24 protein-coding genes are annotated in these 25,898 nt (G+C 64.4%); 6 read left to right on the top strand and 18 right to left on the bottom strand.

Annotated features, from left to right (window positions below):
• Nucleotides 1–48: 48 nt before the first annotated feature.
• The 8 genes from DOM45_RS18545 to DOM45_RS18510 form a co-directional block, all read right to left on the bottom strand.
• A complete protein-coding gene (locus tag DOM45_RS18545) occupies nt 49–915 on the bottom strand; it encodes an HAD-IIB family hydrolase (protein ID WP_110602988.1) in 867 nt (288 codons plus the stop codon).
• Nucleotides 916–1,122: 207 nt separating this feature from the next.
• A complete protein-coding gene (locus tag DOM45_RS18540) occupies nt 1,123–2,124 on the bottom strand; it encodes a 2-dehydro-3-deoxygalactonokinase (protein ID WP_110602987.1) in 1,002 nt (333 codons plus the stop codon).
• Complete coding sequence (locus DOM45_RS18535) at nt 2,121–2,807, bottom strand: 2-dehydro-3-deoxy-6-phosphogalactonate aldolase (protein WP_110602985.1); 687 nt, start codon at nt 2,805–2,807, stop codon at nt 2,121–2,123. Before DOM45_RS18535 ends, DOM45_RS18540 begins: the two co-directional genes overlap by 4 nt.
• A 286-nt stretch (nt 2,808–3,093) precedes the next feature.
• Nucleotides 3,094–4,242 carry a galactonate dehydratase gene (gene dgoD / locus DOM45_RS18530; RefSeq protein WP_110602984.1) on the bottom strand — a complete coding sequence of 383 codons (1,149 nt, stop codon included), beginning with the start codon at nt 4,240–4,242 and terminating at the stop codon, nt 3,094–3,096.
• A 98-nt stretch (nt 4,243–4,340) separates the two neighbouring features.
• Nucleotides 4,341–5,141 (bottom strand): FadR/GntR family transcriptional regulator, encoded by an 801-nt coding sequence (locus tag DOM45_RS18525; protein WP_110602982.1) that lies wholly within the window; start codon nt 5,139–5,141, stop codon nt 4,341–4,343.
• A 275-nt stretch (nt 5,142–5,416) separates the two neighbouring features.
• On the bottom strand, nt 5,417–6,679 hold the full coding sequence (glyA, locus tag DOM45_RS18520) for a serine hydroxymethyltransferase (RefSeq protein WP_110602980.1): 1,263 nt from the start codon (nt 6,677–6,679) through the stop codon (nt 5,417–5,419).
• A 394-nt stretch (nt 6,680–7,073) separates the two neighbouring features.
• The gene (locus DOM45_RS18515; protein WP_110602978.1) at nt 7,074–9,590 is read right to left on the bottom strand and encodes an ABC transporter permease; all 2,517 of its coding nucleotides are present in this window, start codon (nt 9,588–9,590) and stop codon (nt 7,074–7,076) included.
• A complete protein-coding gene (locus DOM45_RS18510) occupies nt 9,587–10,306 on the bottom strand; it encodes an ABC transporter ATP-binding protein (protein ID WP_110602977.1) in 720 nt (239 codons plus the stop codon). The genes DOM45_RS18515 and DOM45_RS18510 overlap by 4 nt, the downstream gene beginning before the upstream one ends.
• Before the next feature lie 31 nt (nt 10,307–10,337).
• Here DOM45_RS18510 and DOM45_RS18505 point away from each other — a divergent pair, with 31 nt between their 5' ends.
• Complete coding sequence (locus tag DOM45_RS18505; protein ID WP_110603104.1) at nt 10,338–10,985, top strand: arylesterase; 648 nt, start codon at nt 10,338–10,340, stop codon at nt 10,983–10,985.
• A gap of 141 nt (nt 10,986–11,126) precedes the next feature.
• Nucleotides 11,127–12,098, top strand: a complete 972-nt coding sequence (locus DOM45_RS18500; RefSeq protein ID WP_110602975.1) for a zinc transporter ZntB — start codon at nt 11,127–11,129, stop codon at nt 12,096–12,098.
• A gap of 113 nt (nt 12,099–12,211) precedes the next feature.
• Here DOM45_RS18500 and DOM45_RS18495 read toward each other — a convergent pair whose 3' ends face one another.
• Nucleotides 12,212–12,490, bottom strand: coding sequence for an Rdx family protein (locus DOM45_RS18495; protein ID WP_110602974.1), 279 nt, complete (start codon nt 12,488–12,490; stop codon nt 12,212–12,214).
• Between the two features lie 145 nt (nt 12,491–12,635).
• Between DOM45_RS18495 and DOM45_RS18490 the strand changes: the two genes are divergently transcribed.
• The 4 genes from DOM45_RS18490 (at nt 12,636) to ettA (ending at nt 16,650) form a co-directional block, all read left to right on the top strand.
• Nucleotides 12,636–13,964, top strand: a complete 1,329-nt coding sequence (locus DOM45_RS18490) for an MFS transporter (protein WP_110602972.1) — start codon at nt 12,636–12,638, stop codon at nt 13,962–13,964.
• A gap of 84 nt (nt 13,965–14,048) precedes the next feature.
• Complete coding sequence (locus tag DOM45_RS18485) at nt 14,049–14,495, top strand: PAS domain-containing protein (protein ID WP_240612466.1); 447 nt, start codon at nt 14,049–14,051, stop codon at nt 14,493–14,495.
• A 140-nt stretch (nt 14,496–14,635) separates the two neighbouring features.
• Nucleotides 14,636–14,830 carry a PA3496 family putative envelope integrity protein gene (locus DOM45_RS18480; RefSeq protein ID WP_110602970.1) on the top strand — a complete coding sequence of 65 codons (195 nt, stop codon included), beginning with the start codon at nt 14,636–14,638 and terminating at the stop codon, nt 14,828–14,830.
• Between the two features lie 158 nt (nt 14,831–14,988).
• Nucleotides 14,989–16,650, top strand: a complete 1,662-nt coding sequence (gene ettA / locus DOM45_RS18475) for an energy-dependent translational throttle protein EttA (RefSeq protein WP_110602969.1) — start codon at nt 14,989–14,991, stop codon at nt 16,648–16,650.
• Between the two features lie 97 nt (nt 16,651–16,747).
• Here ettA and DOM45_RS18470 read toward each other — a convergent pair whose 3' ends face one another.
• From DOM45_RS18470 to surE, 9 genes are all read right to left on the bottom strand, one after another.
• A complete protein-coding gene (locus tag DOM45_RS18470) occupies nt 16,748–16,906 on the bottom strand; it encodes a DUF1328 domain-containing protein (protein ID WP_071231586.1) in 159 nt (52 codons plus the stop codon).
• Between the two features lie 142 nt (nt 16,907–17,048).
• Complete coding sequence (gene lpxL, locus DOM45_RS18465) at nt 17,049–17,963, bottom strand: LpxL/LpxP family Kdo(2)-lipid IV(A) lauroyl/palmitoleoyl acyltransferase (protein WP_110602968.1); 915 nt, start codon at nt 17,961–17,963, stop codon at nt 17,049–17,051.
• 52 nt (nt 17,964–18,015) lie between these two features.
• Nucleotides 18,016–19,101 carry an alanine racemase gene (gene alr / locus DOM45_RS18460; protein WP_110602966.1) on the bottom strand — a complete coding sequence of 362 codons (1,086 nt, stop codon included), beginning with the start codon at nt 19,099–19,101 and terminating at the stop codon, nt 18,016–18,018.
• A gap of 177 nt (nt 19,102–19,278) precedes the next feature.
• Nucleotides 19,279–20,751 (bottom strand): TolC family outer membrane protein, encoded by a 1,473-nt coding sequence (locus tag DOM45_RS18455; RefSeq protein WP_110602965.1) that lies wholly within the window; start codon nt 20,749–20,751, stop codon nt 19,279–19,281.
• Between the two features lie 309 nt (nt 20,752–21,060).
• A complete protein-coding gene (rpoS, locus tag DOM45_RS18450; RefSeq protein WP_110602963.1) occupies nt 21,061–22,035 on the bottom strand; it encodes an RNA polymerase sigma factor RpoS in 975 nt (324 codons plus the stop codon).
• A 305-nt stretch (nt 22,036–22,340) separates the two neighbouring features.
• A complete protein-coding gene (locus DOM45_RS18445; protein WP_110602962.1) occupies nt 22,341–23,519 on the bottom strand; it encodes a peptidoglycan DD-metalloendopeptidase family protein in 1,179 nt (392 codons plus the stop codon).
• A gap of 52 nt (nt 23,520–23,571) precedes the next feature.
• The gene (locus DOM45_RS18440) at nt 23,572–24,492 is read right to left on the bottom strand and encodes a DUF368 domain-containing protein (RefSeq protein ID WP_240612465.1); all 921 of its coding nucleotides are present in this window, start codon (nt 24,490–24,492) and stop codon (nt 23,572–23,574) included.
• Nucleotides 24,489–25,124, bottom strand: coding sequence for a protein-L-isoaspartate(D-aspartate) O-methyltransferase (locus tag DOM45_RS18435; RefSeq protein ID WP_232822287.1), 636 nt, complete (start codon nt 25,122–25,124; stop codon nt 24,489–24,491). The genes DOM45_RS18440 and DOM45_RS18435 overlap by 4 nt, the downstream gene beginning before the upstream one ends.
• Nucleotides 25,125–25,143: 19 nt before the next feature.
• Nucleotides 25,144–25,896 carry a 5'/3'-nucleotidase SurE gene (gene surE, locus DOM45_RS18430; RefSeq protein ID WP_110602959.1) on the bottom strand — a complete coding sequence of 251 codons (753 nt, stop codon included), beginning with the start codon at nt 25,894–25,896 and terminating at the stop codon, nt 25,144–25,146.
• Nucleotides 25,897–25,898 lie beyond the last annotated feature (2 nt).

Raw genomic sequence — 25,898 nt, 5'->3', positions numbered from 1 at the left:
CGTTTTGGCGTCGATCCGTGACGCCTGTCATCAGGTCGATATCTTCGACTACTGCGGCTCGCCACTCTCCCATCCCGGCTCCTGGGCCAGCCAATGCGCGACACCCTCCGACCAACCGGCCGGCCCTCGCGCTTGCGTTCGATAGACCCGGGCACTCGCCAGGGTCATCGGCTGGCCATGATGGGCGGCAATGATGACGGCCATGTCCGTCGTCGACAGCAGCGCCAGATCGTTGGGCCCATCACCGAGACCCAGCGTCCTCGGCCGATAGCCACGTAACGACTCGAACCGGGCCAGCAGCCATTCGGCGGCCTGCCCCTTGTCGACCGCGCCCATGACATGCCAGAACCGGCCGCCTCGGGTCAGGCGCAGGCCATCGACGCGCAGGGTCTCATGCAAAGCTTGCAGTTTGGTGTCGTCGTCCTCCCACACCAGCGGTTCGCTCCCTTCCCGACTCATCGCCTGCTCGGCAGCGACAGCACTGAGCCCCGTGAGCTCCCGAACCTCGGCCAGCTCCATCTCCCCCATTCGGCGGAAGCGCAGGCCATGGCGCTCGCGCACCACATCCAGACGGCGTCGGATGAAGTCGACATCCATGCTCGGGGTCTTGACCACCAGGCCGTCCGGCGAGGCCGGGTCACGATCCAGTCGCGCATGCTGCCAGGCTGGCGGCAGGCCGATTACGGCGCCGTTCTCGGCGATGAAGGGTGTCTGCTCCAGCCCCAGCTCCTGGCGGAGTGCCAGCAGTTCGGCACGGGTCTTGCTGGTGGTGGGGATGACCGGGATCGCCCGCTGCTCGAGACGCTGCAGCCACGAAGCGGCAGGCTGCCAGTCGTAGGTATCGTGGTCCAGCAACGACCCGTCGAGATCGGTGAACACCAGCAACGGTGGCTTGTTCAAGGTCGGCTGTGTCATGGCTTCACCCGCATCGCATCACCTCGTCATGTCGTACGCGATCGGCTGCTTGTCGGCAGTCGTATAGGTGAAGGTAGCACGTATCATGCCAAACACGACGGCTCGCGCCATGGGAGCCGGATACGGCTCCTCGGCGGTGCTGCCGGCCCATGGGCGCGGGGGCCAGCGCACCATTTTGGCGCGCTGGCGGCTCGCGACACGGGGGTATCAGTCGCGGGCGTGTCTTGCCGCGATCGCGATGACGCCGGCCAGGGTCGCACGGTCGCTATCGATCGCCTCGACCGCGATCCCGGCGGCCTCCAGCGCCAGGGTATAACTCTGCCGCAGCGAGTCGGCGCCGACGAGATACACCTTGTCGAGTTCGCGACGAGCCGCTTGCATGGCCCTTACCTCCTCGCCGATCAAGACGCCGGAGAGAAAGCTGCCGATCTGCGGCGATTCGAGCCCGGCGTAGAGATGGCGGCTGCGGGCTTCGAACAGAGCATGCATCACGCCCCCGGGGCAGCCGGCGCGGGAAACGCCGAGGCGAAACGCGCCCTCGTCGAACGGCGCGTCTTCACGGGCCGGCTCTCCCGGCAGGGTGTGGAAACGCACCGCGTGGTAGAGCTCGCCGGTCATCATGGTGGTAAACGCCGTCATGCGGCCGGCATCGAGGCGCGCCCACTTGCTGTGGGTACCCGGCAGGCAGCAGTCGCCACCGTCCACGCCAGCAAGCGCCAGGGCGCCAAAGGCCTGAACCTCCTCCCCGCGCATCACGTCGACGTGGGCCGGGGTCACCTGCTTGACCCCCGGCACGATCCAGACGTTGTCGAGGCCCGGCGCGGCGACCACGTTCTGGGCCAGATCGGCGGCGGAGACCGGGAGTTCCAGCTGCGGCGCCTCGTGCCAGCCCCGCGCGGAACCGACCATGCCGGCCAGGTAGACCGGGATTTTTTTAGCGCCCGAAGCCGCGCCTCCAGCACCCGAAGCCGCGCCCTTAGCGCCTGAAGCCGCGCCCTTAGCGCCCGAAGCCGCGCCGCCGCCCTCCCGCCAGTCGTCGGTCTGCGACGCGCAGTAGTGGGGGAATTCGCGCTGAGTCAGCGCGCGCAGACCGGAGGCCGAACGCCGGCTGTCCAGCACCTCGCCGCTGGCGGTGTCGACCAGAAAGGCGCGGAAGTTGCTGGTTCCCCAGTCGATGACGATCAGGCGCGCCGGTGCCTCGCCACTCATGCATCCGCCTCGCGTTCCATCTGCTCCGCGTGGTGCGCGACTTCGAGCAGCCGACGCCACTCCGCGACCAGCTCGGCCGCGATCTCGCCGACTTCCGCCGCCTTGCGTCCCGGCTTGTAGAGGTTGCTGCCGAAGCCGAAGCCGGCCACCCCGAAGGCGTGCCACTCGCTCATGTTGCTCTTGTCGATGCCGCCGACCGCCAGCACCGGCAGGCCCTTGGGCAGGATCGCACTGATATCCTTGAAGTAGCCCGTGCCCAGGCGTGCCGCCGGGAACAGCTTGAGCGCCGTCGCCCCGGCCTTGGCCGCGGCCAGCGCCTCGCTCGGCGTCATGCAGCCGATCATCGGTGCCAGGCCGTGCTCGACACCGGCCCGAATCACCTCCGGGTCGGTATTGGGTGTGATCAGCAGCGGCGCATCGAGATCGGCCAGCCGCTCGGCGTGCATCGGGTCCAGCACCGTGCCCGCCCCGATCACGACATCGTCCGGACAGCGCCTGGCGATCGCGGCGATGCTGTCCCACGCCCGCGGGGAGTTGAGCGGGATCTCGATCAGCTTGAACCCCGCCGCCACCAGCGCGTCGAACACGGCGTCGATCTCTTCCGGCGTGATCCCGCGCAGGATCGCCACCAACGGCCGTTCGCGCAGCGCCGCCTCCAGGGCGAATTTGCGTGTCTCGTTCATTTCTCTCTCCTCGTTTCGGCCAGTCTAGGGCCGCGCGTTGGAGCGCAGCCAGCAGAGCATCAGCATGTAGCGCTCGAGAGCCAGCCGGACCACATTTTCCTGGAGGCTCTGCGTCGGCGAGCAAAGACGGCTGAGCGCCCAGTACGGTGCGCTCGAGAGCCAGCCGAGCGAGCTGAAGCGCAAGGCGCCCGGCGCACAGAACCCGGAGCATATGGGGTATATGTGAGGAGTTCGCGCACCGGGCAACACGGCGATTCACTCGCGCAGGCGGCTATCGAGTGTGCCGTTACCATTCCGCGACGGAACCATCTTCATGGGTCCAGACGGGGTTACGCCAGCGGTGACCGACCTTGGAACGCTCCTCGACGAACGCTTCGTCGATCTCGACCCCCAACCCGGGGCCCTGAGGGATCGCACAGTAGCCGTCCTCGATGGCCAGGGCGTTCTTGTCCACCAGGTAATCGAGCACGTCGTTGTCCCGATTGTAGTGGATGCCCATGCTCTGCTCCTGGATGAAGGCGTTGTGGCTGACGGCATCGACGTGTAGAGAAGCCGCCAACGTCAACGGTCCCAGCGGGCAGTGAGGGGCCAGCGCCACATCGAAGCAGGAGGCCAGCGTGGCGATCTTCATGCCCTCGCTGATACCGCCGCAGTGGGACAGATCGGGCTGGACGATGTCGACCATGCCCTCGACCAGCAGATCGCGAAACTGGTAGCGGGTGTGCAACCGCTCCCCGGTGGCAATGGGGTAGCCGAGGCCGCCGGCGATATGCTTTAGGCTGGGCAGGTGTTCCGGCAGCACCGGCTCCTCGACGAACATCGGATGATACGGTTCCAGCTCCCGCAGCAGCGCCTTGGCCATGGGGCGATGGACGCGACCGTGGAAGTCGATGCCGATACCGACATCCGGCCCCACGGCGTCGCGGGCCTCGGCGACCCGGGCGACCGCCTCGTCCACCTTGGCATGAGAGTCGACGATCGCCATCTCGGCGGTGCCGTTCATCTTGAACGCGGTAAAGCCTTTATCGACCAGCGCCTTGGCGCCCGCGCCCACATCGCTGGGCCTGTCGCCGCCGGTCCAGGCGTACATCCGCATCCTGTCGCGACAGGCTCCGCCCAGCAGTTGATGCACCGGCACGCCGAGATCGCGGCCCTTGAGATCCCATAGCGCCTGGTCGATACCGGCGATGGCACTCATCAGGATCGGCCCGCCACGATAGAACCCCGCGCGATAGAGGATGTTCCACAAGTGCTCGATACGGCGCGGGTCCTGGCCGATCAGATAGTCGGAGAGCTCGTGTACGGCGGCCTCCACCGTGGCGGCGCGCCCCTCCACCACCGGTTCGCCCCAGCCGTAGCAGCCTTCGTCGGTCTCGATCTTGAGAAACAACCAGCGCGGCGGCACCTGCCAAGTCTTCAAGCGGGTAATCTTCATGGTTCACCTTTTTCTGCAATGCGATTCGTTCAATTCAGCCCCCGCCGACGCCAGCCGGGGCGACGCAGCCAGGGCGGTCGGTAGCTCGAGCACCGCCGTCACCGCTCTCCGGTCGATGACGGCATCACGATCGCCGGCGGATTCTCGACCAGATCCTCCATGCCGAGGTCACGGCCGGTACGCTTGAGCACCGACAGCGCCGCTTCGGCTGCCTGCTGGGGCTGACGCAGGCGGATCGCCTCCATCACCCGCCGGTGGCGCGTCATGCTGTCAGCGAGATCCTTGGCACTGTGCAGCGTGGCGCTCTGGTTGGAGCGCTCGACGATCAGCGCGATGGCCGGTTTGAGCACATGACTGATCTGCGCCCAGATCAGGTTGTGGGAAGCGGCGAAGATCGCCTCGTGGAATGCCACGTCGTAAGCGTTGTAGCTCTCTCCCTGCCAGTGCAGGTCCTCGCGCTCGAGCGTGCGGGCCATGCCTTCGTAGGCGGTTTCGATGGCCAGCAGATCCGAGGCGGTGGCATGGGTGGCAGCCAGGCCGGCAACGAACGGCTCCACCGCAACGCGAAAGGCGAAGACTTCCCGCTGGAGATGTGGGTTGGGCCGGGCGTAGCGTGCCATCCAGGCGCTGACCTGGGGATCGAGAAGATGCCAGGAGGCCAGCTCGCAGACCCGCGTCCCCTGTCCGGAAATACGCACCAGCAAGCCGGCGTTGACCAGTTTCTGCAGCGCACTGCGAACGGTGCTGCGGCTGACACCGAAGCGCTCGCAGAGATCGACTTCCCGCGGGATCATGGCGCCGATCGCGTAGCGCCCGCCGAACACGGCCTCGGCCAGCGCTTCGGCGATATCGGGCTTCGGCCCGCTGGAAGGGCAGGTTGCTGGAGGGTCTGCTGCCATTGCGATGTTCAACTCACAGCCGCTTATGTCCGACATAGCTTCAAGCAAGTGGATGTGCGTGGCTGTTAGACCATGGTCACAGACAAGACTAAAGTTGTAAGAACTCCCCTCTCACTCCCACGTTTTGCGGCAGCGCATCCACCCCTCCTTTTCTCATCTTTCGCCCGGGCCCGCCACCGCTGCGGTCAAGATCTGGGGGCTTCGCGCGCCGTCGGGGGGCCATAACGAAAATGCCCCTCCGAGGAGGGGCATCGTAAACCGCAAGCCGGGGCCGATCAGCGATAGACCGGGAGCCGGGAGCAGACGGCCTCGACCCTGGTCTTGACCTCGCCTTCGACCTGGCTGGAGTCGCCCTGCTGCATGGCGTCGAGAATATCGCAGATCCAGCCGGCCAGATCGCGACACTCGGCCTCGCCGAAACCGCGAGTGGTCACCGCGGGGGTGCCGATACGCAGGCCGGACGTCACGAACGGGCTCTGCGGGTCGTCCGGCACCGCATTCTTGTTGACGGTGATATGAGCACGACCCAGCGCCGCATCGGCATCCTTCCCGGTTAGCCCCTGCTTGACCAGCGACAGCAGGAAGAGATGATCCTCGGTACCACCGGACACCACTTCGTAGCCACGCTCGATGAAGACGCCGGCCATCGCCTGGGCGTTCTTGACCACCTGCTGCTGGTAGGTCTTGAACTCGGGGTCCATCGCCTCCTTGAAGCAGATCGCCTTGGCCGCGATCACGTGCATCAGCGGCCCGCCCTGCCCGCCGGGGAAGACGGCGGACTGCAGCTTCTTCTCGATCTCGGCATCGTTCTCGGCCGACAGGATCAGGCCCCCGCGCGGGCCCCGCAGCGTCTTGTGCGTGGTGGTGGTGACCACGTGAGCATGAGGCAGCGGGCTCGGATAGACGCCTGCCGCGACCAGGCCGGCGACATGGGCCATGTCGACCAGCAGGAAGGCACCCACGCTGTCGGCGATCTCGCGGAACTTGGCCCAGTCGATGATCTGGGAGTAGGCCGAGAAGCCAGCGATGATCATCTTGGGCTGATGTTCCTTGGCCAGCTTGGCGACTTCCTCGTAATCGATCCGGCCGCTGGCGTCGATGCCGTACTGGACCGCGTTGTAGTGCTTGCCCGAAAAGCTCGGCTTGGCACCGTGGGTCAGGTGGCCACCGGCATCCAGACTCATGCCCAGCACGGTGTCGCCCGGCTTGACCAGCGCCTGGAAAACCGCGCCGTTAGCTTGCGAGCCGGAGTGCGGCTGGACGTTGGCGTAGCTCGCGCCGAACAGCTCCTTGGCGTAGTCGATGGCCATCTGCTCGACCACGTCGACATGCTCGCAACCGCCGTAGTAGCGCTTACCGGGATAACCTTCCGCGTACTTGTTGGTCAGTTGCGTGCCCTGGGCCTGCATCACGCGCGGGCTGGCATAGTTTTCGGAAGCGATCAGCTCGATATGGGCTTCCTGGCGCGCGACTTCCTGCTGCATCGCGTCCCAAAGGGCATCATCGAATCCGGCAATCTGCATCTCTCGGGTGAACATCGACGGGAATCCTCGGCTCGGGGATGGTTCAACTACCAGCGGCGCCAGTCCGGCATCCGGCGGCTCGATCTCAAAATCGTAAGCGCACGGTTTGAAAAGGCGGCGAGCGAAACCCAGACAAGTCAGGAGTCGGCGAGGAAGCGGAATTTACACGAGCGTAAACGCGCCTTTCGAACCGATCTTCAACGCTGTATGGGCGAGCGCAGGCTCTTTTCAGGTGCAGCGTGGGGCGCAATGATACCCCAGCGCTGACGGCCTTTCCTATGAAAGTCCGTCATGCGCTGAACCATAATTTCTCACCTTGGCTTTAGCTTGGGTAAAACGTGCCCGGGAGCGTCGTCCGCCGTCTCGCCCCCGTCATATTCGCTGTCCTGCGGTGGCTTCATGCCCCCCATCAGGTCTCTCCCAACAATCGCAGGCTGGCCATCGGCGCCTGACGACGAGCCCCCCGGGAGAGCAGAAAACCGACGCCGCCCACCAGCGCCGCCCCCAATAGCGGCATGATCCCCCACATCAGCCAGTGCATTCTCGGCACCAACCCCAGCCAGCCATAGATGCCCAGCGCCGCCGCTTCCGCCAGTGCGGCGCCCAGCAAGCCGCTGACCAGACCGAGCAAGGCGAATTCGGCCAACTGCATGCGAGACAGCGTCCGGTTACCGGCACCGAACACCCTCAGCAGCGCGCCTTCGTGGGCGCGTGCCGGGCGACTGGCGGTCAACGCCGCGTAGAGGACGCTGACCCCGGCCAGCAGCACGAAGCCCAGCACGAACTCGATGGCTCGGGTCACCTGGCCGAGGATGCCACGGACCTGTTCCAGCAACGCCTCGACATTGAGCACCGACACGCCGGGATATCGCTGCACCATCTCACCCAGCATTTGGTTGCCGCCGTCGGGAAGGTGGAAGGAGGTGATATAGCTGTGACCGAAACCCTCCAGCGCCCCGGGAGGAAAGATGATGAAGAAATTGGGCTGAAAGCTCTCCCAGTCCAGATGGCGCAGACTGGTGATTCGGCCCGTGATGCTGTCACTGCCGATGGTGAAGGTCATCTCGTCACCCAGGGACAGGCCCAGCCGCCCGGCCAGCTCCTCCTCGACCGAGATCGGCACGGTACCATCGCCCGACGCCACGTCGGTGTCGAACCACCGGCCCTCGGTGATCCGGTTACCCTCGGGCAGTGCGGCGCGCCAGGTCAGGTTGAGGTCGCGGCGAAGTGCGCCGTCGTTGCGGGACTCTTCGGGCACCCGCTGCGCCGGCGGCTCACCGTCGATGGCGGTCAGGCGCCCGCGCACCATCGGGTACAGGCCGCTGGCGCTGTCGGCAGCGTCCTCGATCAGCGTTTCGACCCCGGCCCGCTCCTGCGGCTGGATATTGATCGCGAAGTAGTTGGGGGTATCGACCGGCAGTTGGGCCTGCCAGGTAGTGAGCAGGTCACCTCTGACCAGCGCGATGATCGCCATCGCCGCGAAGGTGACGGAAAAAGCCAGCAGTTGCCCCAGGCTGGCCGTGCGCCGGCGCGCCAACTGACGTCCGCCCAGTTGCCAGGCCCGCCCCTTTTGCCCCCCTTGTGGCAAGCGAGCCAGCACGGCGAGCAGCAGTTGCAACATCGCCTGCCCCACCCCCCACAGTACGACCAGCGCTACCAGGCCGCCCAGCAGAATGCCCAGCGCCAGCACCGGGTCGCCGGAGTAGAGCCACAGCAGGGCACCGAACACGAGACTCGCGAACGCCACGACCAGCCACCCGGCGGCCGGAATCGGGTCGAGCTCGCGCCGCAGCACCTTGAGCGCACTGACACGCTTGAGCCTCAGCAGGGTCGGTCCGGCGAAGCCCACCAGCACCGCGAGAGCGGTCAGAACGCCCATCAGCCAAGGCATTCCGCCCGGCGGCGGCAGTTCCAGCGGCAGAAAGCGGGTCAACAGTGCCAGCAGCACCGCCTGCCCTGCCAGCCCCAGCAAGGCCCCCACCGCCGCCGCGACGACGCCCAGCCACGCCAATTGCCAGGCGAAGAGCTGGCCCAGCTGTCGTTGCGAGGCACCGAAGCAGCGCAGCAGCGCCGCGGTATCGAGATGGCGATCGACATAGCGCCGCGTGGCCATGGCCACGGCCACACCGGCAAGCAGAACCGCCGCCAGCCCTGCCAGGCTCAGATACTTCTGCGCCCGGTCCAGGGAGCGTCCCAGACTGGGCCGGTCCACCCGCACGTCTCGAATCTCGACCCCGGCATCGCGCAGCGCTTCGAGTCGCGCGGCGAGTCCGTCGATGGCGGCTGGCGGCCCGGCGGCCAGCAGCTCGTACTCGATTCGCGAACCGGGCCTGACCAGCTCCGTCGCCTCGAGGTCCTGGATGTTTAGCATGATGCGCGGTGTCAGCCCGGCGAACCCGGCCTGCTGGTCAGGTTCACGATCGATCAGGCCGGTGATGGTCAACGACAGTGCCCCGACCTGGACACGATCGCCGATGCCCGCATCCAGCAGTTGCGCCAGCCTGGGTGCGATCCACGCGCTGCCCGGCGCCGGGCCGTGATCAACGCCTTCGACGCCACTGCCCCGATCGACCCGAACCTTGCCGTAGAGCGGATAGTGGTCATCCACCACCTTGAGACCCGCCGGCTGGAAGGCATCCCCCTGGCTCACCATCGACACCAGGTCGACCTGGTCGCTCAGCTCGAGCCCGGCACGACGAAGCTCTTGGCGAAGCTCATCGTCGAATGCCCGCCCCTGTTCCAGCACCAGATCGCCGCCCAGCAGTTGCCCCGCCTGTCGCGTCAGGCCCCGGTCGAGACGATCGAGAAAGAAACCGATCATGGTGGTGGCCGCCACGGCCAGGGCCAACGCGACGAACAGCGCCCGGACATCGGCAGCGCGCAGGTCGCGCCTGAGCCCCTTGAGCGAGAGCGCGATCAGCTTCATGCCTCGACTCCTCGCCGCCGCTCGATCGCCGTCAGCGCACCGCCCTCGAGCCGGAGGCAGCGGTCGCACCGCGTCGCCAGCGCCATGTCGTGGGTGACGAGGATCAGGGTTGTCCCGGATTCGCGATTGAGGTCGAAGAGCAGATCGATGATGCGACTGCCCGTCGCCTCGTCGAGATTGCCGGTGGGCTCGTCGGCGAAGACCAGATCGGGATCGGCCACGAACGCGCGCGCCACCGCAACCCGTTGTTGCTCGCCGCCGGAGAGCTGCTTGGGCAGGTGGTCGAGACGCTCGCCCAGCCCGACCCGCTCGAGCCACTGACGACTTTTGGCCGCCACGTCTTGCCGAGGCGACAGTTCCAGCGGCAACATAACGTTTTCCAAGGCAGTAAGCGTGGGTAATAACTGGAAGTTCTGAAAGACGAAACCGACACGGCCGGCGCGGAGAGCTGCGCGTCCATCCTCGTCCAGGTCGCTCAGCGACTGGCCGAACATCTGGAGCTCTCCCGAGCTGGGTGCGTCGAGCCCCGCCAGCAGACCCAGCAGAGTGGATTTACCGGCGCCGGAACTTCCCACGATGGCTACACTCTCACCGCAGTCGACATCCAGCGTCAGCGATTCGAGAATAACCAGCTCTCGTTCTCCACTTGTTACCCGTTTGGCGAGCTGGCTGGCGTGTAGAATTCGCTTTCGTTCATGGTCGGAGGAGTGAGACATGGTGCCTGGTTTCCCTGTGTTTGGTAGCAAGATGCCTATCGCCAAGCTGGCGAGGCGCTGTGCGGGTGGCGCACTGTTATTGTGTGTTGCCGTGCTATCGCTGACGCCGGGCGCAGCCCGCGCCGACACCATCCTGGTGATGGGCGACAGCTTGAGCGCAGCCTATGGCATCGATCCACAGGCCGGATGGGTCACTCTGCTGGAAAAGCGGTTGGGTAGTGAGCATGAAGTCGTCAATGCCAGCATCAGTGGCGAGACGACATCGGGTGGCTCGGCGCGGCTTCCCGAAGTTCTCGGACAATATCATCCCGATATCGTTCTGCTGGAGCTCGGCGGCAATGATGGGCTGCGCGGACTTTCCCCCCAGCAGATGCAGGTCAACCTGGCGAAGATGATCGAGCGTAGCCAGAAGGAGAACGCCAAAGTTCTGCTGCTCGGCATCGAGGTACCCCCCAATTACGGTCCCGCCTATACAGACGCTTTCCGTGACGTGTTCACCCAACTGGCTCACGACTACCAGGTCCCCCTGTTGCCATTCCTGCTCGAGGGCGTCGATCTCGACACTATGCTGCAGGATGACGGCATCCACCCCACCGCCGAGGCCCAACCCATCATTCTCGACAACGTCTGGTCGAAACTGGAACCGATGCTGACGCCATCGACCAACACGGCCGGCTGATGGCGCATCGACCTCGGGTGTCGCGCGCGGGTCAAGCCCGACCGAACCGCTGGCGATGACGTCTCGGCCTGCTATCGTTAACACATTGAAAACGCTCGCGACATGGTACATCGCGAGCAGGACCGGCAAGGAGGCTGAGTAATGGAAACGGAGACGGCTTTGGTCGCCGCCTACCAGCTCGACGGCAAGGGCGGCGGTACGCTGCTCAGTGTCCGTCAGCTTCGAGAGGCCTGGGTCGACCCCGAGCGGCCGCTCTGGATGCATCTCGATTTCCGCCACGAGGATGTCCATACCTACCTGGAGGAGATCGCCGGACTCGACGAGGCACCGATCGAGGCCCTGCTGGAGGAAGATACCCGGCCGCGCGTCGCCAAGTTCCGTAATGGCGCCGTCAGCACCCTGCGCGGGATCAATCTCAACCCCGGTGCCGCGCCCGAGGATCTCATATCGCTGCGTATCTGGAGTGCCCCGAACCGTCTGATAACCCTACGCCGTCGCCCGCTGAAATCCGTCGGCGACGTGCGCGAGCGGATCGACGACGGCAGCGGCGCGCTGTCGATCTCGGACTTGCTGGCCTGGTTGACGGAAGCCTTGGTGGACAAGGTCGGTGATGTCGCGCACCAGCTCGACGACCGCTTGGGGGAACTCGAGGAAGACCAGCTCAGCGACCGGGAGATCGATCCCGACGACCTCTCCCGCCTACGCCGGTCGCTGATCACGCTGCGGCGCTTCATGGGGCCGCAGCGTGACTGCCTGGACCAGATTGCCCACGGCCCCAGCTGGTACGACGAGGACACCAAGGTATCGATCCGCGAAAGCGCCAACCAGTTGTCCCGCTATGTGGAAGATTTTCACGCCATGCAGGAGCGCGCCTTGATCCTGCAGGAACAGCTCTTCAGCGAACACAACGAACGCCTCAACCAGCGCATGTACATGCTGGCGATCGTCACCACCGTGTTCTTGCCACTCAGCTTCCTGACCGGGCTTCTCGGGATCAACGTGGGTGGCATACCCGGCGCCAACAGTCCCTACGGCTTCGTGGTCTTTCTGGCGATTACCGCTCTCGTGGGCGGCTGGGTGATGTGGCTGCTCAAGCGCAAGCACTGGTGGTAGCTGGAAGCTGGAAGCTGGAAGAGAGGATGCAATCGACGATACTGCCACAAGCTCAGGGGGTTGGCCTTGCTTGCTCTTCCCACTTCCAGGTGCGCAGCGCCGCTCTTCCAGCTTCAGGCTTTATCTCTATCGGTATGCCCCAGGTCGCGTCCGGGATCCAGGCGGTCACGGACCCGGCGCTTCAGCTCCTTGATATCGGGGAAACCGCCGTCGCGCTTGCGCTCCCATAGCGTCTCGTCGTCGTAGAGCACCTCGAAGTGCCCGCCATGACTGGGTGCCAACGCCACCTGATCGAGATCTTCGCCAAAGGTCTGCAGCAGCTCCTGGGCATACCAGCCGGCGCGCAGCAGCCACTGGCATTGCGTACAATAATGAATTCGAATGCGAGCCATGAATCTTTGTCTCCTTCCAGCGGACGGTATCGAGGCCCACCATCATGCGTCCGAACCCCGCTCGCACTCAATCCAAGGGATCGGCATCGTCTTCTGTCGTAGCTCGTAGCTCGTAGCTCGCCATAAAAAAACAGGGAACGTTTTCATGTCAGTCAAAGAAACCAGCCTCACCCGCCTCTTCGAGCGCGTCACCGGCGACGAAGACAGCCGAATGTGTCGCGACATCTCCGACGAAGCCTGCCAGGAGCAGCCCGGCAACTTCTTCCGCCACCTCGTCGCCGCCCTCGGCAACAAGCTGGCGGACGAACTCTCCAACGCCCGCCTGATACTGCCCTGGCTGATGGGCGCCATCGGAGCACCGGTCTGGATGGTGGGATTGCTGGTCCCGATCCGCGAGGCGGGCGCGCTGCTGCCGCAATTGCTGATCGCCGGCTACATCCGGCTGCGCCCCATTCGCAAGTGGGTGTGGGTCGCCGGCGGTGTCGTCCAGGCCATTGGCGCCCTCTGCCTGACGCTGCTGGCACTGTTCGGCCAGGGCGGCTGGGGCGGCGCGCTGGTGCTGATCGCCCTGACCGGGCTGTCGCTGGGGCGCGGGCTCTCCTCGGTCGCCACCAAGGACGTTCTCGGCAAGACCATCGCCAAGCAGCGCCGGGGGACGTTGATGGGGTGGAGCGCCAGCGTCGCCGGCGCCCTGACACTGCTCGTCGGTGCCGTCCTGATTCTCCTCGGCAATCAGCCGGGCACCCTGGCACTGGCCATTCTGCTGTTCGCCGCCGCCTTGGGGTGGGGCTTGAACGCACTGTGTGCCGCCCTGATTCACGAAGCCCCGGGCGCCACCGAGGGCGGTGCCAACGCCTGGGACAGCGTCAAGCAAGGTATTGCCCTGATGCGGCGCGATCGCCGCTTCCTGCATTTCAATCTCGCGCGCGCACTGTTGCTGTCCAGCGCCCTCGCGCTCCCCTATCTTGCCCTGCTCGGACAGCAGAACAGCGGCACCGACCTGGCCAGCCTCGGCATCCTGATTCTGACCTCCGGGGGCGCAAGCATGATCGCCGGCCCGATCTGGGGCCGTCTGGCGGACCGTTCCAGTCGCCGGGTGATGCGCGACAGCGCCATCGGAGCGGCCGCGTGTTGTCTGGCCGGCGCCGCTTGCGTGTGGCTGCCCGAGTCCGTCCGTACCAGCGTGTGGCCATATGCCGTGGTCTATGGCTTGCTGATGATTGCCCACGCCGGCATTCGCCTGGGGCGCAAGACCTATGTCGTCGATCTCGCGGACAGCGACACCCGCGCGCTCTATGTCGCTTTCTCGAATACCTTCACCGGTGTTCTGATGCTCGTCGTCGGCCTGCTTCTGGGCGCATTCGCCCAATGGCTGGGCAGCGCGGGCCTGTTGCTGGTCCTCGCGGCGCTGGCCATCGCGGCCGCCTTGAGCTCCCACGCCCTTGCCGAGGTCGAGTCGGAGCCCCGCTCGTAAAGCGTTGTAATCCCACGGCACCGTGGCATCATTATCGATCGTATCGTCCCTACAATCCGTCGAATGCCCAGTCTGGAGGCAAGGATGGCCAGTACCAACAAACGCCCCCCCATGATCAGCCCGGCTCTATTGGAGCGCATCGTCAACGCCTCGGATGACGGCATCGTAGTGGCCGAACAGGAAGGCGACGAGAACATTCTGATCTACGCCAATGAAGGCTTCGAGCGCCTGACGGGCTACAGCATCGACGAGATCCTCTATCGCGACTGTCGCTTCCTCCAGAATGGCGATCGTGACCAGCCGGCCATCGACCGGGTTCGCACGGCCCTGCGTGAGGGCAAGTCCTGTCGGGAAGTGCTGCGCAATTATCGAAAGGACGGCAGTCCGTTCTGGAACGAGCTGTCGATCACGCCGGTCTACGACGACGAAGATCAGCTCACCTACTTCATCGGCGTGCAGAAGGATGTCACCAATCTCGCAGAGGCGCTGCAGGAGCTCGAGACGCTGAAGGCCGAGCCAGATACGGCGTGACCGCACCACTCGACGCAACACTTATCGCCGCCTCTCGCGGCGATAGTTTTTTTTAACCAGGAAAGTCTTGTACCGATTGGCTTTCGACGATATATAGCCCGAAGCGTCACTGAGATGCGATTTCACGGGAGGGCCAAAATATGAGCCGTGAGGAATATATCGACGATCAGGATTTTTCCGAAGCCATCAACGACGAGCAGTTCGAACGTCCCCGCAGCAGCAAGGCCGACACATTGCGCGCGCGACGACAGGTCGAGGCGCTGCTGGAAGAGCGCCGCCTGAAACGTGCCATCGAAGACGACTGGTACGACGAATACGGCGACGAGGAGGAGTAGACGGTCTCCGACCCGGTGTCATCCGACGGGCGCTTCGGCGCCCGTTCGCATTGTCGGCATGACTGGTTTACCCTTCTTCATCCAGGCCGCGCCCGGCCGACGGGCGCTCCAGCGCTGACTCGCTGTTTCTATCCACCGCGACACATAACCGGATTTCCATGGCGCAATACGTTTACACCATGAACCGGGTGGGCAAGGTCGTCCCCCCGAAGCGCGAGATCCTCAAAGACATCTCGCTATCCTTCTTCCCCGGCGCCAAGATCGGCGTGCTCGGCCTCAACGGCTCGGGGAAATCGACGCTGCTGCGCATCATGGCCGGCGTCGACACCGAACACAACGGCGAAGCGCGCCCGATGCCAGGGCTCAACATCGGTTACCTGCCACAGGAGCCGGCGCTGGACGACGACAAGAACGTCCGCGAGATCGTCGAAGAGGCGCTTGGCGAAGTCAAGAAAGCCCAGGAGCAGCTCGAAGCGGTCTATGCCGCCTATGCCGAGCCGGATGCCGACTTCGACGCCCTGGCCGCCGAGCAGGCCCGGCTGGAGAATATCATCGAGGCGGCCGACGCCCACAATATCGAGCGCAAGCTGGAAGTGGCCGCCGAAGCGCTGCGCCTTCCGCCGTGGGAGGCGAGCGTCGCCAACCTCTCCGGAGGCGAGCGCCGCCGCGTGGCACTGTGCCGCCTGCTGTTGTCCAGCCCCGACATGCTGCTGCTCGACGAACCGACCAACCACCTCGACGCCGAATCGGTGGCCTGGCTCGAGCGCTTCCTCCACGACTACCCCGGCACGGTCGTCGCGATCACTCACGATCGTTACTTTCTCGACAACGTCGCCGGCTGGATCCTGGAGCTCGACCGCGGCCACGGCATCCCCTTCGAAGGCAACTACTCCCAGTGGCTCGAGTCCAAGGAAAAACGGCTCGAGCAGGAAGCCAAGCAGGAGGCCGGGCGCCAGCGCGCGATCAAGCAGGAGCTGGAGTGGGTCCGCCAGAATGCCAAGGGCCGCCAGGCCAAGAGCAAGGCGCGTCTCAACCGCTTCGAGGAGCTGCAGTCCGGGGACTACCAGAAGCGTAACGAGACCAACGAGATCTACATTCCGCCGGGGCCGCGGCTCGGCGACAAGGTCATCGAGTTCCACGACGTCAGCAAGCGCTTCGACGAGAAGATGCTGTTCGACAACCTCTCCTTCCAGGTACCGACCGGCGCCATCGTCGGCATCGTCGGCGGTAACGGGGCGGGCAAGTCGACGCTGTTCAAGCTGATCGCCGGCACGGAGCAACCCGATAGCGGCGAAGTCGTGCTCGGCGATACCGTCGACGTCGCCTATGTCGAACAGCTACGCGATCACTTCGACAATACCCAGACGGTGTGGGAAGCGGTTTCCGATGGCCAGGACATCCTCAATATCAATGGCTACGAGGTCTCTTCCCGCGCCTATGTTGGCCGCTTCAACTTCAAGGGCACCGACCAGCAGAAGCGCTTGAGCGATCTCTCGGGCGGCGAACGAGGCCGCCTTCAGTTGGCGCAGACGCTCAAGCAGGCGGCCAACGTCCTGCTGCTGGATGAGCCGTCCAACGATCTCGACATCGAGACGCTGCGGGCACTGGAAGAAGCCTTGCTGGCCTTCCCTGGCTGCGCGCTGGTCATCTCACACGACCGCTGGTTCCTCGACCGCATCGCGACGCATATCCTGGCGTACGAGGGCGATTCAAAGGTGGTCTTCTTCGAGGGGAACTACACCGACTATGAAGCGGATTACCACAAGCGAGTGGGCAATGACACGCCGAAGCGAATGAAATACAAGCGCATCGACGCCTGAAAGACAAACCGCTTCACGCTGCCGACCCAATACGCAAATACCCCGCCATCCAGGCGGGGTATTTGTTGGTGACGATGACGCTCGCCCGTGGCGCGTCTCAGCGCCCTCTTCCCCGGATCAGCGAAACGACGAAGAGAATCAGGAAAATCACGAACAACACTTTGGCGATCGTCGCGGCGGCACCGGCAATACCCCCGAACCCCAAGACTCCGGCAATGATGGCGACGATAAGAAAAATCACGGCGTAGCTAAGCATGGCAACTCTTCCTGTGCTGGCCTGTTGGACTTGCCGATCCGGCTTTCTCGCCTTTTCGGCAAACCGCCCTCTCGTTCCATGAGGACAGTCTAAGCCTTGTCGCTCGCCGCACTTTCGTCAAGTTCCGCGTGCAATAACCCGTTCAATAGAATGAACTATCGCCCGGCGGGCGCGTCTTGAATCGTCGATGCAGCCAGAGATACTGCTCTGGATGACGACGAATCGCCTGCTCGATGAAGGCGTTGACCTGTGCCGCATCGGCCACATCGTCTCCACTGGGGAAGTCTTTCAGGGGCGGCAGGTATTCCAGGGTGTAGGTACGGTTGTCCGGATTGCGATGAAACATCAGCGGCATTACCGGCGCGCCGGTCATTCGGGCGATCTTGGCGGTCAGCTTGATCGAGGCGGCGGGGACGCCGAAGAAAGGCGCGAACACGCTCGCCTCGCGGCCAAAGTCCTGATCCGGCGAATACCAGACCGCGTGACCCGACTTGATCCTGCGGACCACGCCACGAAGATCGTGGCGATCGATGGCCGCACCGAAGATTCCGCGCCGCGCACGCGTCATGAAGTCCTCGAAAACCGGGTTGTCATGGGGCCGATAAACCACGTCGGCGGGGAAGAACAGTGAGTGCAGCGCGCCACCCAAATCGAGCGTGGAGAAGTGAATCCCGATGATCAGCGCGCCCTTTCCCTGCGCCATGGCGCGCTCCATGTGCTCGGTACCGCGAAAGGTCACGCGGTGGCGCAGGTGCTCGGGGTCGCGGCACCAGCCGGTCGCCGTCTCGAGAATGCCGATCCCGTTGGCGACGAAGGTCTTCCTGACCAGCTCCGCGCGTTGTCGATCGTCGAGCTCAGGGAAACAGAGCGCCAGATTGGTGTCGGTGATATGGCGACGCCGCTTGGCGAGCTTCCAGCTCAGCAACCCGATGCCTCGACCCAGCGCCAGCTTGAGGCGCCAGGGCAGCAGCGCGCCCGCCCGCATCAACCCGATGCCGAGCCAGGCACCCCAGTAACGAGGATGGGCGTGGTTGGCAGGATAGACTTTCTTTGGCATGTCCCTTCCGATTCTTTGTAGATGCCGGCCAGTGTAGCGAAAAGGTGTGGCGTCAGGGCGCCAGATACCGCCGCGGCACGCGCGGCAGCACGCCGGTGAGCAGGGTGTAGCCGATGGTGTCGCAATGCCTGGCAACCTCGTCGACACCGAGACCCCGGCCCCACAACACCACTTCGCTGCCCACTCCGGCGTCGGGCAGATGGCTGATGTCCACTGTCAGCATATCCATGGAAACACGCCCGACCAGCGGACAGCGCTGTCCATCGACCAGCACGGGCGTGCCATCGGCGGCATGCCGGTCATAGCCGTCGCCATAACCGGCGGCGACGACGCCGATCCGCGCCGGCCGAGAGGTGCACCACCGACCGCCATACCCCACCGGCTCTCCCTTCGGCAACGTCTGGACGGCGATCAGGCGCGACCGCAGTGTCATCACCGGCCTAAGCGTCAGGCCGCCCGGCAACGGGCCCTCGAGCGGATTGCTGCCGTAGAGCATGATACCGGGCCGATTCCATTGGCCATGCGTACTGGGCTTGGCCAGCGTCGCGGGTGAGTTGGCAATGCACAACGGTGCAGCCAACTGCTGGCGCACGGATTCGATGGTCTGCCGCTGACGCTCGAACTGGGACGGATCGTCCTGGTCGGCACTGGCGAAATGGCTGATCAGATGGAGGTTCTGGATACGATCGCGGGCGGCCCGCAGTTTGGCCCAGCGATCGAGAAATGCGACAGGGTCGAAACCGAGCCGGTGCATCCCCGAATCGAGCTTCAGCCACACGGTCAGGGGCCGGGCGGGAGAGTAGTTCAACACGGCATTCAGTTGCCAGTCGCTGTGCACCACCTGCCAGAGTCCCAGCGCCTCGACACGTGCGAGTTCGTCGGCGTCGAAGATACCTTCCAGCAGCAGTATCGGCTGCACGATGCCGCTGTCACGCAGACTCTCGGCTTCTTCCAGCGAGGCCACGGCAAACGCCGGCGCCACTGCCGCCAGCGCCTTGGCGCAGGCCACGGCTCCATGGCCATAGGCATTGGCCTTGATCACCGCCATGGCCTGGCTGTGAGGCGCGAGCTCGCGGGCGACGGCGTAATTGTGGCACAACGCACCGAGATCGATGTCGGCGATGAGGGGCCGGGCCATGACGATTCCTTCGGGACAAGCAGACGAAAACCGGCACCTACCACCGGCTGAGTCTCGCCATTTTACCGCGTTCGGGAACGCGCGCGGCAGCAAACTGCTTCGGATAGCGACCTCCGGAACGGCGACGCCGCTGCCGTGGCAGCGGCGTCGAACCCGGATTTCCTGACGGCGGGAGTATCAGGGCATGGATGGCGGCGTGGGGCGCTTGCCGATATCGTCGACCGCCGACATGTCGCCATCGTCGACCGATGTCAGCGACACGGGTTTGCTGTCACTCAGCCAGCGATTGGTGCCGCGAATCACCTCGAGACTGAGCACGCCGGCCTGCTGCCTCAGTTGGAGCAGATCCGTGACGTAGGTATAGCGGGCATCGGCATAGTCGGAGATCGATTCGTAAAGCGACTGCTCCGCATCCAGCACGTCGACGATGTTGCGCGTCCCGACCTCGTAGCCGGCGCGGGTCGCTTCCAGCGCGCTGCGACTGGAGACGATGGCCTCGCGTTGCGCATCGACCGACTCGACGTCGTTACTCACCTGAGTGAACAGCGAGCGAACCTGCTGCGTCGTGAAGCGACGCTGATCCTCGAAATCGTACTGCGTCGCTTCCAGGGAGTAGGTGTTTTGCCGCACCGAGGCACTGGTGGAACCGCCGGTATAGATCGGGAGATTGGCCTGCACGCCGACCTGGACATCCTCGTTGTGGCCCCGCAGCTCATCGCGATCGTTATCCGAGTAGGAGTAGTCCGCGAAGGCATCCAGTGTCGGCAGATGGCCGGACCGGGCGATATCGACGCCGGACTTGGCCAAATCGACCGCGGCCTGGGCGTACTGGATGGAGGGGCTGCTCAACAGGGCCATGTCGACCCAATCGTCGCGATTGGCCGGCGCAGGCGGTTGAATGGGCAATTCGTCGTCCAGGCTGGCGATACTGGCGTACTGCTGCCCGGTCAGGCGCTCCAGCGTCTCGAAACTCACCTGCAGGTCGTTCTTGGCGGCGATGCGCTGGGCTCGGGCCGAATCGAAGGCGGCCTTGGCTTCGTTGACATCGGTAATCGCCACCAGGCCAACGTTGAACTGCTCATTGGCTTGTTCGAGCTGACGACCGATCGCCTTCTCCTGGGCTTGACGCGCGTCCAGGACTTCCTTGGCGCGCAGAATCTCGAAATACGCCTCGGAGACGTCATACAGCAACTGCTGTTGATCGATCTCCAACTGCAGCGCCTGCTGGCCAACCTGCTTCTTGCTCTGCTGGTATTCGTACCAGTTGGTGGCGTCGAACAGCGCCTGCGTCACGTTCACGCCCAGGCTGGTGCCGTTGTAGTCTTCGGAGGAGCTCGTGCCACTCCCCACCGCGCCGCCCTGGCTACCACTGGCGCCGGCATAGCTCTGGCTTTCCAGCGAATTGTAGCGATAGACGCTACCGGTGGCGCTGATCTGGGGCAGCAGATCGCCCCGCTCCACGTCCTGCCCGGCTTCGGTGCTCTTGAACGTCGAGCGTGACGAGTTCAATGTCGCCGAATGCTCCAGCGCGTCCTGCGTGATGGTCAACAGATCCGCCGCGTGAGCCGCGGGAGCGAACGCTGCCACGACCAGCAGCGAAATGGCATGTCGCAGGGGGGAGCGCGACGGCAACGAAATGAGAGGCGACATCGGGACATTTCCTATCGTTGGGCACTGAAGACGACACCAAGCCGACCACGCGAGTCCATGCCGGCGTGCACCAGCCGGAACCACTCTCGGCATCGCCCAGCTACCCAAATCATGGCTGTTTTCTGGCGGACTCGAGACGCCGAGAGGTGTCGACGTCATCCGGAACCATACAACAAACGACCGAGGCGCCAGCACTCTGCTGACGCCTCGGCTCGAGGTTTACATACAATGCCGCATGTATGCGACCGGATCAATAGCCCGATCGGCGTTCACGACCATTTCCGCTCGGAATGCACCGCAGCGGTCGCCTCACTCGAAAATCGAGTCCATCGACAACCCCTGCTTTTCCAGCATCCGGCGCAGCTTCTTGAGCGCCTCGACCTGAATCTGGCGCACACGCTCTCGCGTCAGTCCGATCTCCTCGCCGACCTCCTCGAGCGTGGCGGCTTCGTGCCCCCGCAGGCCGAAGCGTCTCAGCACGACTTCCCGCTGCTTGTCGCTCAACTCGACCAGCCACTCGTCGACGTGCTGCTTGACGTCGTCATCGACCAGATTGGACTCCGGGCCGACCTCGTTCTCGTCGGCCAGCGTATCGATCAGTGGCTTGTCGCTCTCGGCGCCCATGGGGTAGTCGACCGAGGAGACGCGCTCGTTGAGCCCCAGCATGCGCTTGACGGTGCTGACCGGCTTGTCGAGAAACTCGGCGATCTCCTCGGCCGTGGCCTCGTGATCGAGCTTCTGGGTCAATTCGCGGGCGGCTCGCAGATAGATATTGAGCTCCTTGACCACATGAATCGGCAGACGAATCGTGCGCGTCTGGTTCATCAAGGCCCGCTCGATGGTCTGGCGAATCCACCAGGTGGCGTAGGTCGAGAAGCGAAAACCGCGCTCAGGATCGAACTTCTCCACGGCGCGAATCAGTCCCAGGTTGCCCTCCTCGATCAGATCGAGAAGCGACAACCCACGGTTCAGGTAACGTCGGGCAATCTTGACCACCAGCCGCAGGTTGGATTCGATCATGCGCTGGCGCCCGGCCGGATCCCCTTTCTGGGCGAGACGGCCGTAATGCACTTCTTCCTGCGGGGTCAGCAGCGGCGAAAAGCCGATCTCGTTGAGATAGATCTGTGTCGCATCGAGGCTGTGGTGGTAGGAGTTCTCTTCACGGTTCAACGCCTTTTCGAAGGCATCTTCATCATCCTTGCGACCCGTGTTATCGCTATCGACCTCCGCGGTATCGACATCGTCGAGCTCAACATCCTGAATTTCCCGTTCAAGCATGCTCATGTCCACTACCCCCAATCTTGGCTTCCTGAGTACCTCGCCACGACGACAGCGCGCCATGGCGACCGCGTATTCCTTGCAGTCTTGTTAACTTCCCTGACGAAGAGGCCATGGTCCCGCTATCTGGGACTCTCTCCGGAGCCAGCGGCGCCCCGACATCCACTCTACCGAGCTAGGTCGAGCGTGGCTGTTCGGATGCGTCATGAATAACGGTTTCGGGTTGGTCTCTCCACAGCAACCCAGGCTAGGCGCGGAAACGAACGACGTGTCGGGTTTCCGCACCGCAGTCTGGAGGCGCCAATGCAGGATCAGCGCGCGGGCAGGTATTTGAGTGGGTCTTGAGGTTGTCCGTTCACGCGAACCTCGAAATGTAGCTGGACCTGGTCAGCATCCGTCTGCCCCATGGTAGCTATCGTCTCTCCGGCCTCAACGACATCGTTCTCTTTTACCTTCAACGAGTCGTTGTGTGCGTAAGCGCTCAAGAAGCGATCATTGTGCTTGAGGATGATGAGATTGCCATATCCCCGCACGCCGTCGCCGGCATACACCACAATCCCTGGTCCGGCTGCTTTGACAGGTTGCCCCTTTTGTCCGGCAATATCAATGCCGGGAGTGATGTTCGAATCGTCATCGAACTTGCCCACCAGTCGCCCGTTTGCCGGCCACTGCCAAGGCACGTTCTCGACCGGCTTGTAAGTCCTGTCGGAACGATCCGGGGCACCGCTCGGCTCGCCGGCAACTTCCGTACCGGCGTCCGCGCCAGTGGCCGTTTTCGTGCTACCACCACCAAGTGAAGCAGAAGAAGATGACGATCCGGTGTCACGCTTCCCGGCGGTGGAGGCAACGCTCCCTGCCGTGCCCGCCGCCTGACCGCCGGTGCTGGTTCCGCGATCTCCCGCGCTGGCAGCTGAGCCGCCCTGAGCCGCGTTCGCGGATGCAGTGTCGTTGCGAGCGCCATCGGCAGCGCCACTCTGGGCGTAGACAGGTCCGGGAGACGAGCCGCCGCTCGCCGCCTGTCCGCTGCCCTGCCCTGCGACCTGCCCGCCAGCGGCACTGCCGCTACCACCGTCGGACGGCAGCAGCCAGGAGGGGTTATCATCACCAGAGGCGCTCTGGGCCCCGTTGCCGTTTGCGGCACCTAACCCGGTCGCCGTTACTCCGCCCCGGCTGGAACCGCTGCTGGCAATGGCTTGCCCACCGGCGACACTCGCCCCGGACTGCAACCTCAGTTGCTGACCCGGCTCCAGGCGGTAGGGAGGGGAGATGCCGTTGAGCTGAGCCAGGTCGCGGAAGTCGACACGATTCTGCCAGGCGATCCCGTAGATGGTGTCGCCGCTCTTCACCGTATAGGTCGAGGGTGTCTCGCTGTTACGACTGATGGAGAGATCCTGGACCTGTGGCCGTCCGCTCGAGGTGGTGCAGGCACTCAAGCCGACGGCGACGAGCGGTACGAGCCCCAGTAACAGTGCAGTGCGACGCTTACTCATGAGATGAAGTCCTTTTTCGGAACGAGAAATCCGGAGGTGATGACGACACGCGTCAGGTCGTGACCTCTCTACGCTCTCCCAGGCAGATTACCACCACGATACCGAGGAGGATCAATGCCGCTGCCAGCAACCACTGGGAGGGCTGCCCGGTGACGGCGGCGTAGTCCGCCGGAGCCAGGTAATGGTAGGCAAGGGCCACCTGCTGTCCGTCGGCGGCCATGCGATAGCTGGCGATCTGCCGCCAGGGCCACAACTGCGGCAACGAACCCAGGATGAAACCGACGATCGTCATCAGCGTCATGGCATGGTGGTGGCGCAACAACCAGGACAGTAGACGGGAGAAGGTGAACAAGCCGAGCAGACAACCGGCACCGAAGATCGCGATGAGCCCGAGGTCGAAGCTCTTGATGCCGTTCATCACGGTGCCGTAGAGCCCCATCACCAGCAGCAGGAAGCTGCCCGACACGCCGGGCAGCAGCATGGCGCTGATGGCGATCGCGCCGGCCACGAACAGCGTCGCATCGCCAGCCTGGCTCATGTCGGGCAGCAGACGCGGCAGGAACGCGGCCAGCACGAGACCCAGCATCACCGGGAGCAGATAGCGCCAGCGCCAATGGCCGACCTGACGCATCACCACCCAGGCCGACGCCAGCACCAATCCGAAGAAGAAAGCGTTGAGCAACAGTTGATGATGGGCCATCAGCCAGGTCACCAGGTGCGCGATCGTCACCAGACTGATACCGATCCCCAGCACCAGCGGGATCAGAAAACGCAGGTTGAGATAGGAGACCAGGCCGGCAAGCCCCCGCTCGCGCCAGACACCGAAGGCGCCCGGACCGAAACGCCTGATGGTCTCGATCAGCTCCTCGTAGATCCCCACGATCAGCGCGATGGTCCCGCCGGAAACGCCCGGAACGGCATCCGCGGCGCCCATCCCCATCCCCTTCAATACGATTTTCGCGATGCGTTTCAACGAATGACTCCCTCAAGCAATGGTACGAAACGCACCTCTTCGAGACGCTGATGATCGAACGCCAGGCCACGCCGACGCACCCGGGTCAGCCACTGCCGCCCCTCCGCGTCCGCCAGCGGCGCGATCAGGATGCCGCCGTCGCGCAACTGGGACAGCAACGCCTGCGGCAGCTCGCTGGCGCAGGCCGTCAACAGGATGACGTCGAACGGCGCCGCCTGCGGCCACCCCATGCCGCCGTCGGCATGGCGCAGATTGACGTTATGCGCGCCGAGCCGCGTCAGCCGCTGGCGGGCGCGGGCCTGTAACGCGGCGATACGCTCGACGCTCCAGACGCTCTTGACCAGGCGCGACAGAATCAGGGTCTGGTAACCGGACCCCGTGCCGATCTCCAGCACGCGCTGCGGCTCGGCCAGCGCCACCAGTTCGCTCATCCGGGCGACGACCCAGGGCTGGGACAGGGTCTGCCCCAGCCCCAGCGGCAGCGACGTATCCTCATAGGCACGATGCGCCAGCGCCTCGTCGAGAAACAGGTGGCGTGGTTCCGCCGCCATCACCTCCAGTACCCCCGAGTGACGGATCCCGCCGATCGACAACCGTTCGACCATTCGATTGCGAGTTCGTTGCGATGTCATGCCGACACCGCTGAGTTCCTCAGGCGTGTGACAATCCATCAAGCCAGCCCTGTACATCGTTCAGCGTCTCGTGACGGGTTAGATCGGTTTGCAGTGGCGTGATCGAGACGAAACCCGCCTCGATGGCCGCGAAGTCGGTATCCGGGCCATCGTCGGCGTTTTCGGAGACCGCGGCGATCCAGTAGCGATCGCGCCCACGTGGATCCTTGATGTGAATCGGCTGGGAGGCCGGCCCCCGGTATCCCAGCCGAGTCACGCGGAATCCCCGGACTTCGCTCCACGGCAGGTCCGGCACGTTGACGTTGAGCAGGCTGCGCGGCGGCAGCGAGAGATTCTCCGCCGCGCCGACGAGGCTGGCCGCCACCCGGCCGGCGGTCTCGAAATGGCGCTGCCCGCAGAGCGAGATCGCGATGGCGGCCATCCCCAGGTTGCGCCCCTCCATGGCGGCGGCAACGGTTCCGGAGTAGAGCACGTCGTCGCCCAGGTTGCCGCCATGATTGATCCCGGAGATCACCAGGTCGGGCTTCTCGTCCCACACCCCGTTGACGCCGAGATAGACGCAGTCCGCGGGCGTGCCGTCGACGCTATAGAACCCGGAGTCCATTGCGGTCAACGCCAGCGGCCGTGTCAGCGTCAGCGAATTGCTGGCACCGCTCATGTCACGATCGGGCGCCACGACCCGCAGTCGCGAGTGCCCCTCGAGCGCCAGCGCCAGCGCTTTCAGCCCCGGTGCATGCACCCCATCGTCGTTGGATAGCAATAGTCTGCGCATCT

Source organism: Salinicola lusitanus, assembly GCF_003206045.1.
GTDB lineage: Bacteria > Pseudomonadota > Gammaproteobacteria > Pseudomonadales > Halomonadaceae > Salinicola > Salinicola lusitanus.
Note: the sequence above shows the minus strand (reverse complement) of the source record. Positions and strands in the feature narration are given on the sequence as shown.

Excerpts from the sequence above, each read along its gene's own strand:
- DOM45_RS18525 (WP_110602982.1), bottom strand. The coding sequence starts at position 5,141 with ATGGCAGCAGACCCTCCAGCAACCTGCCCTTCCAGCGGGCCGAAGCCC.
- DOM45_RS18480 (WP_110602970.1), top strand. The coding sequence starts at position 14,636 with ATGAGCCGTGAGGAATATATCGACGATCAGGATTTTTCCGAAGCCATC.
- alr (WP_110602966.1), bottom strand. The coding sequence starts at position 19,101 with ATGGCCCGGCCCCTCATCGCCGACATCGATCTCGGTGCGTTGTGCCAC.
- surE (WP_110602959.1), bottom strand. The coding sequence starts at position 25,896 with ATGCGCAGACTATTGCTATCCAACGACGATGGGGTGCATGCACCGGGG.
- DOM45_RS18485 (WP_240612466.1), top strand. The coding sequence starts at position 14,049 with ATGGCCAGTACCAACAAACGCCCCCCCATGATCAGCCCGGCTCTATTG.
- DOM45_RS18510 (WP_110602977.1), bottom strand. The coding sequence starts at position 10,306 with ATGTCTCACTCCTCCGACCATGAACGAAAGCGAATTCTACACGCCAGC.
- lpxL (WP_110602968.1), bottom strand. The coding sequence starts at position 17,963 with ATGCCAAAGAAAGTCTATCCTGCCAACCACGCCCATCCTCGTTACTGG.
- DOM45_RS18505 (WP_110603104.1), top strand. The coding sequence starts at position 10,338 with ATGCCTATCGCCAAGCTGGCGAGGCGCTGTGCGGGTGGCGCACTGTTA.
- DOM45_RS18470 (WP_071231586.1), bottom strand. The coding sequence starts at position 16,906 with ATGCTTAGCTACGCCGTGATTTTTCTTATCGTCGCCATCATTGCCGGA.
- ettA (WP_110602969.1), top strand. The coding sequence starts at position 14,989 with ATGGCGCAATACGTTTACACCATGAACCGGGTGGGCAAGGTCGTCCCC.
- DOM45_RS18545 (WP_110602988.1), bottom strand. The coding sequence starts at position 915 with ATGACACAGCCGACCTTGAACAAGCCACCGTTGCTGGTGTTCACCGAT.
- DOM45_RS18455 (WP_110602965.1), bottom strand. The coding sequence starts at position 20,751 with ATGTCGCCTCTCATTTCGTTGCCGTCGCGCTCCCCCCTGCGACATGCC.
- DOM45_RS18540 (WP_110602987.1), bottom strand. The coding sequence starts at position 2,124 with ATGAGTGGCGAGGCACCGGCGCGCCTGATCGTCATCGACTGGGGAACC.
- DOM45_RS18515 (WP_110602978.1), bottom strand. The coding sequence starts at position 9,590 with ATGAAGCTGATCGCGCTCTCGCTCAAGGGGCTCAGGCGCGACCTGCGC.
- DOM45_RS18435 (WP_232822287.1), bottom strand. The coding sequence starts at position 25,124 with ATGACATCGCAACGAACTCGCAATCGAATGGTCGAACGGTTGTCGATC.
- DOM45_RS18490 (WP_110602972.1), top strand. The coding sequence starts at position 12,636 with ATGTCAGTCAAAGAAACCAGCCTCACCCGCCTCTTCGAGCGCGTCACC.
- DOM45_RS18495 (WP_110602974.1), bottom strand. The coding sequence starts at position 12,490 with ATGGCTCGCATTCGAATTCATTATTGTACGCAATGCCAGTGGCTGCTG.
- dgoD (WP_110602984.1), bottom strand. The coding sequence starts at position 4,242 with ATGAAGATTACCCGCTTGAAGACTTGGCAGGTGCCGCCGCGCTGGTTG.
- DOM45_RS18445 (WP_110602962.1), bottom strand. The coding sequence starts at position 23,519 with ATGAGTAAGCGTCGCACTGCACTGTTACTGGGGCTCGTACCGCTCGTC.
- DOM45_RS18535 (WP_110602985.1), bottom strand. The coding sequence starts at position 2,807 with ATGAACGAGACACGCAAATTCGCCCTGGAGGCGGCGCTGCGCGAACGG.
- rpoS (WP_110602963.1), bottom strand. The coding sequence starts at position 22,035 with ATGAGCATGCTTGAACGGGAAATTCAGGATGTTGAGCTCGACGATGTC.
- glyA (WP_110602980.1), bottom strand. The coding sequence starts at position 6,679 with ATGTTCACCCGAGAGATGCAGATTGCCGGATTCGATGATGCCCTTTGG.
- DOM45_RS18500 (WP_110602975.1), top strand. The coding sequence starts at position 11,127 with ATGGAAACGGAGACGGCTTTGGTCGCCGCCTACCAGCTCGACGGCAAG.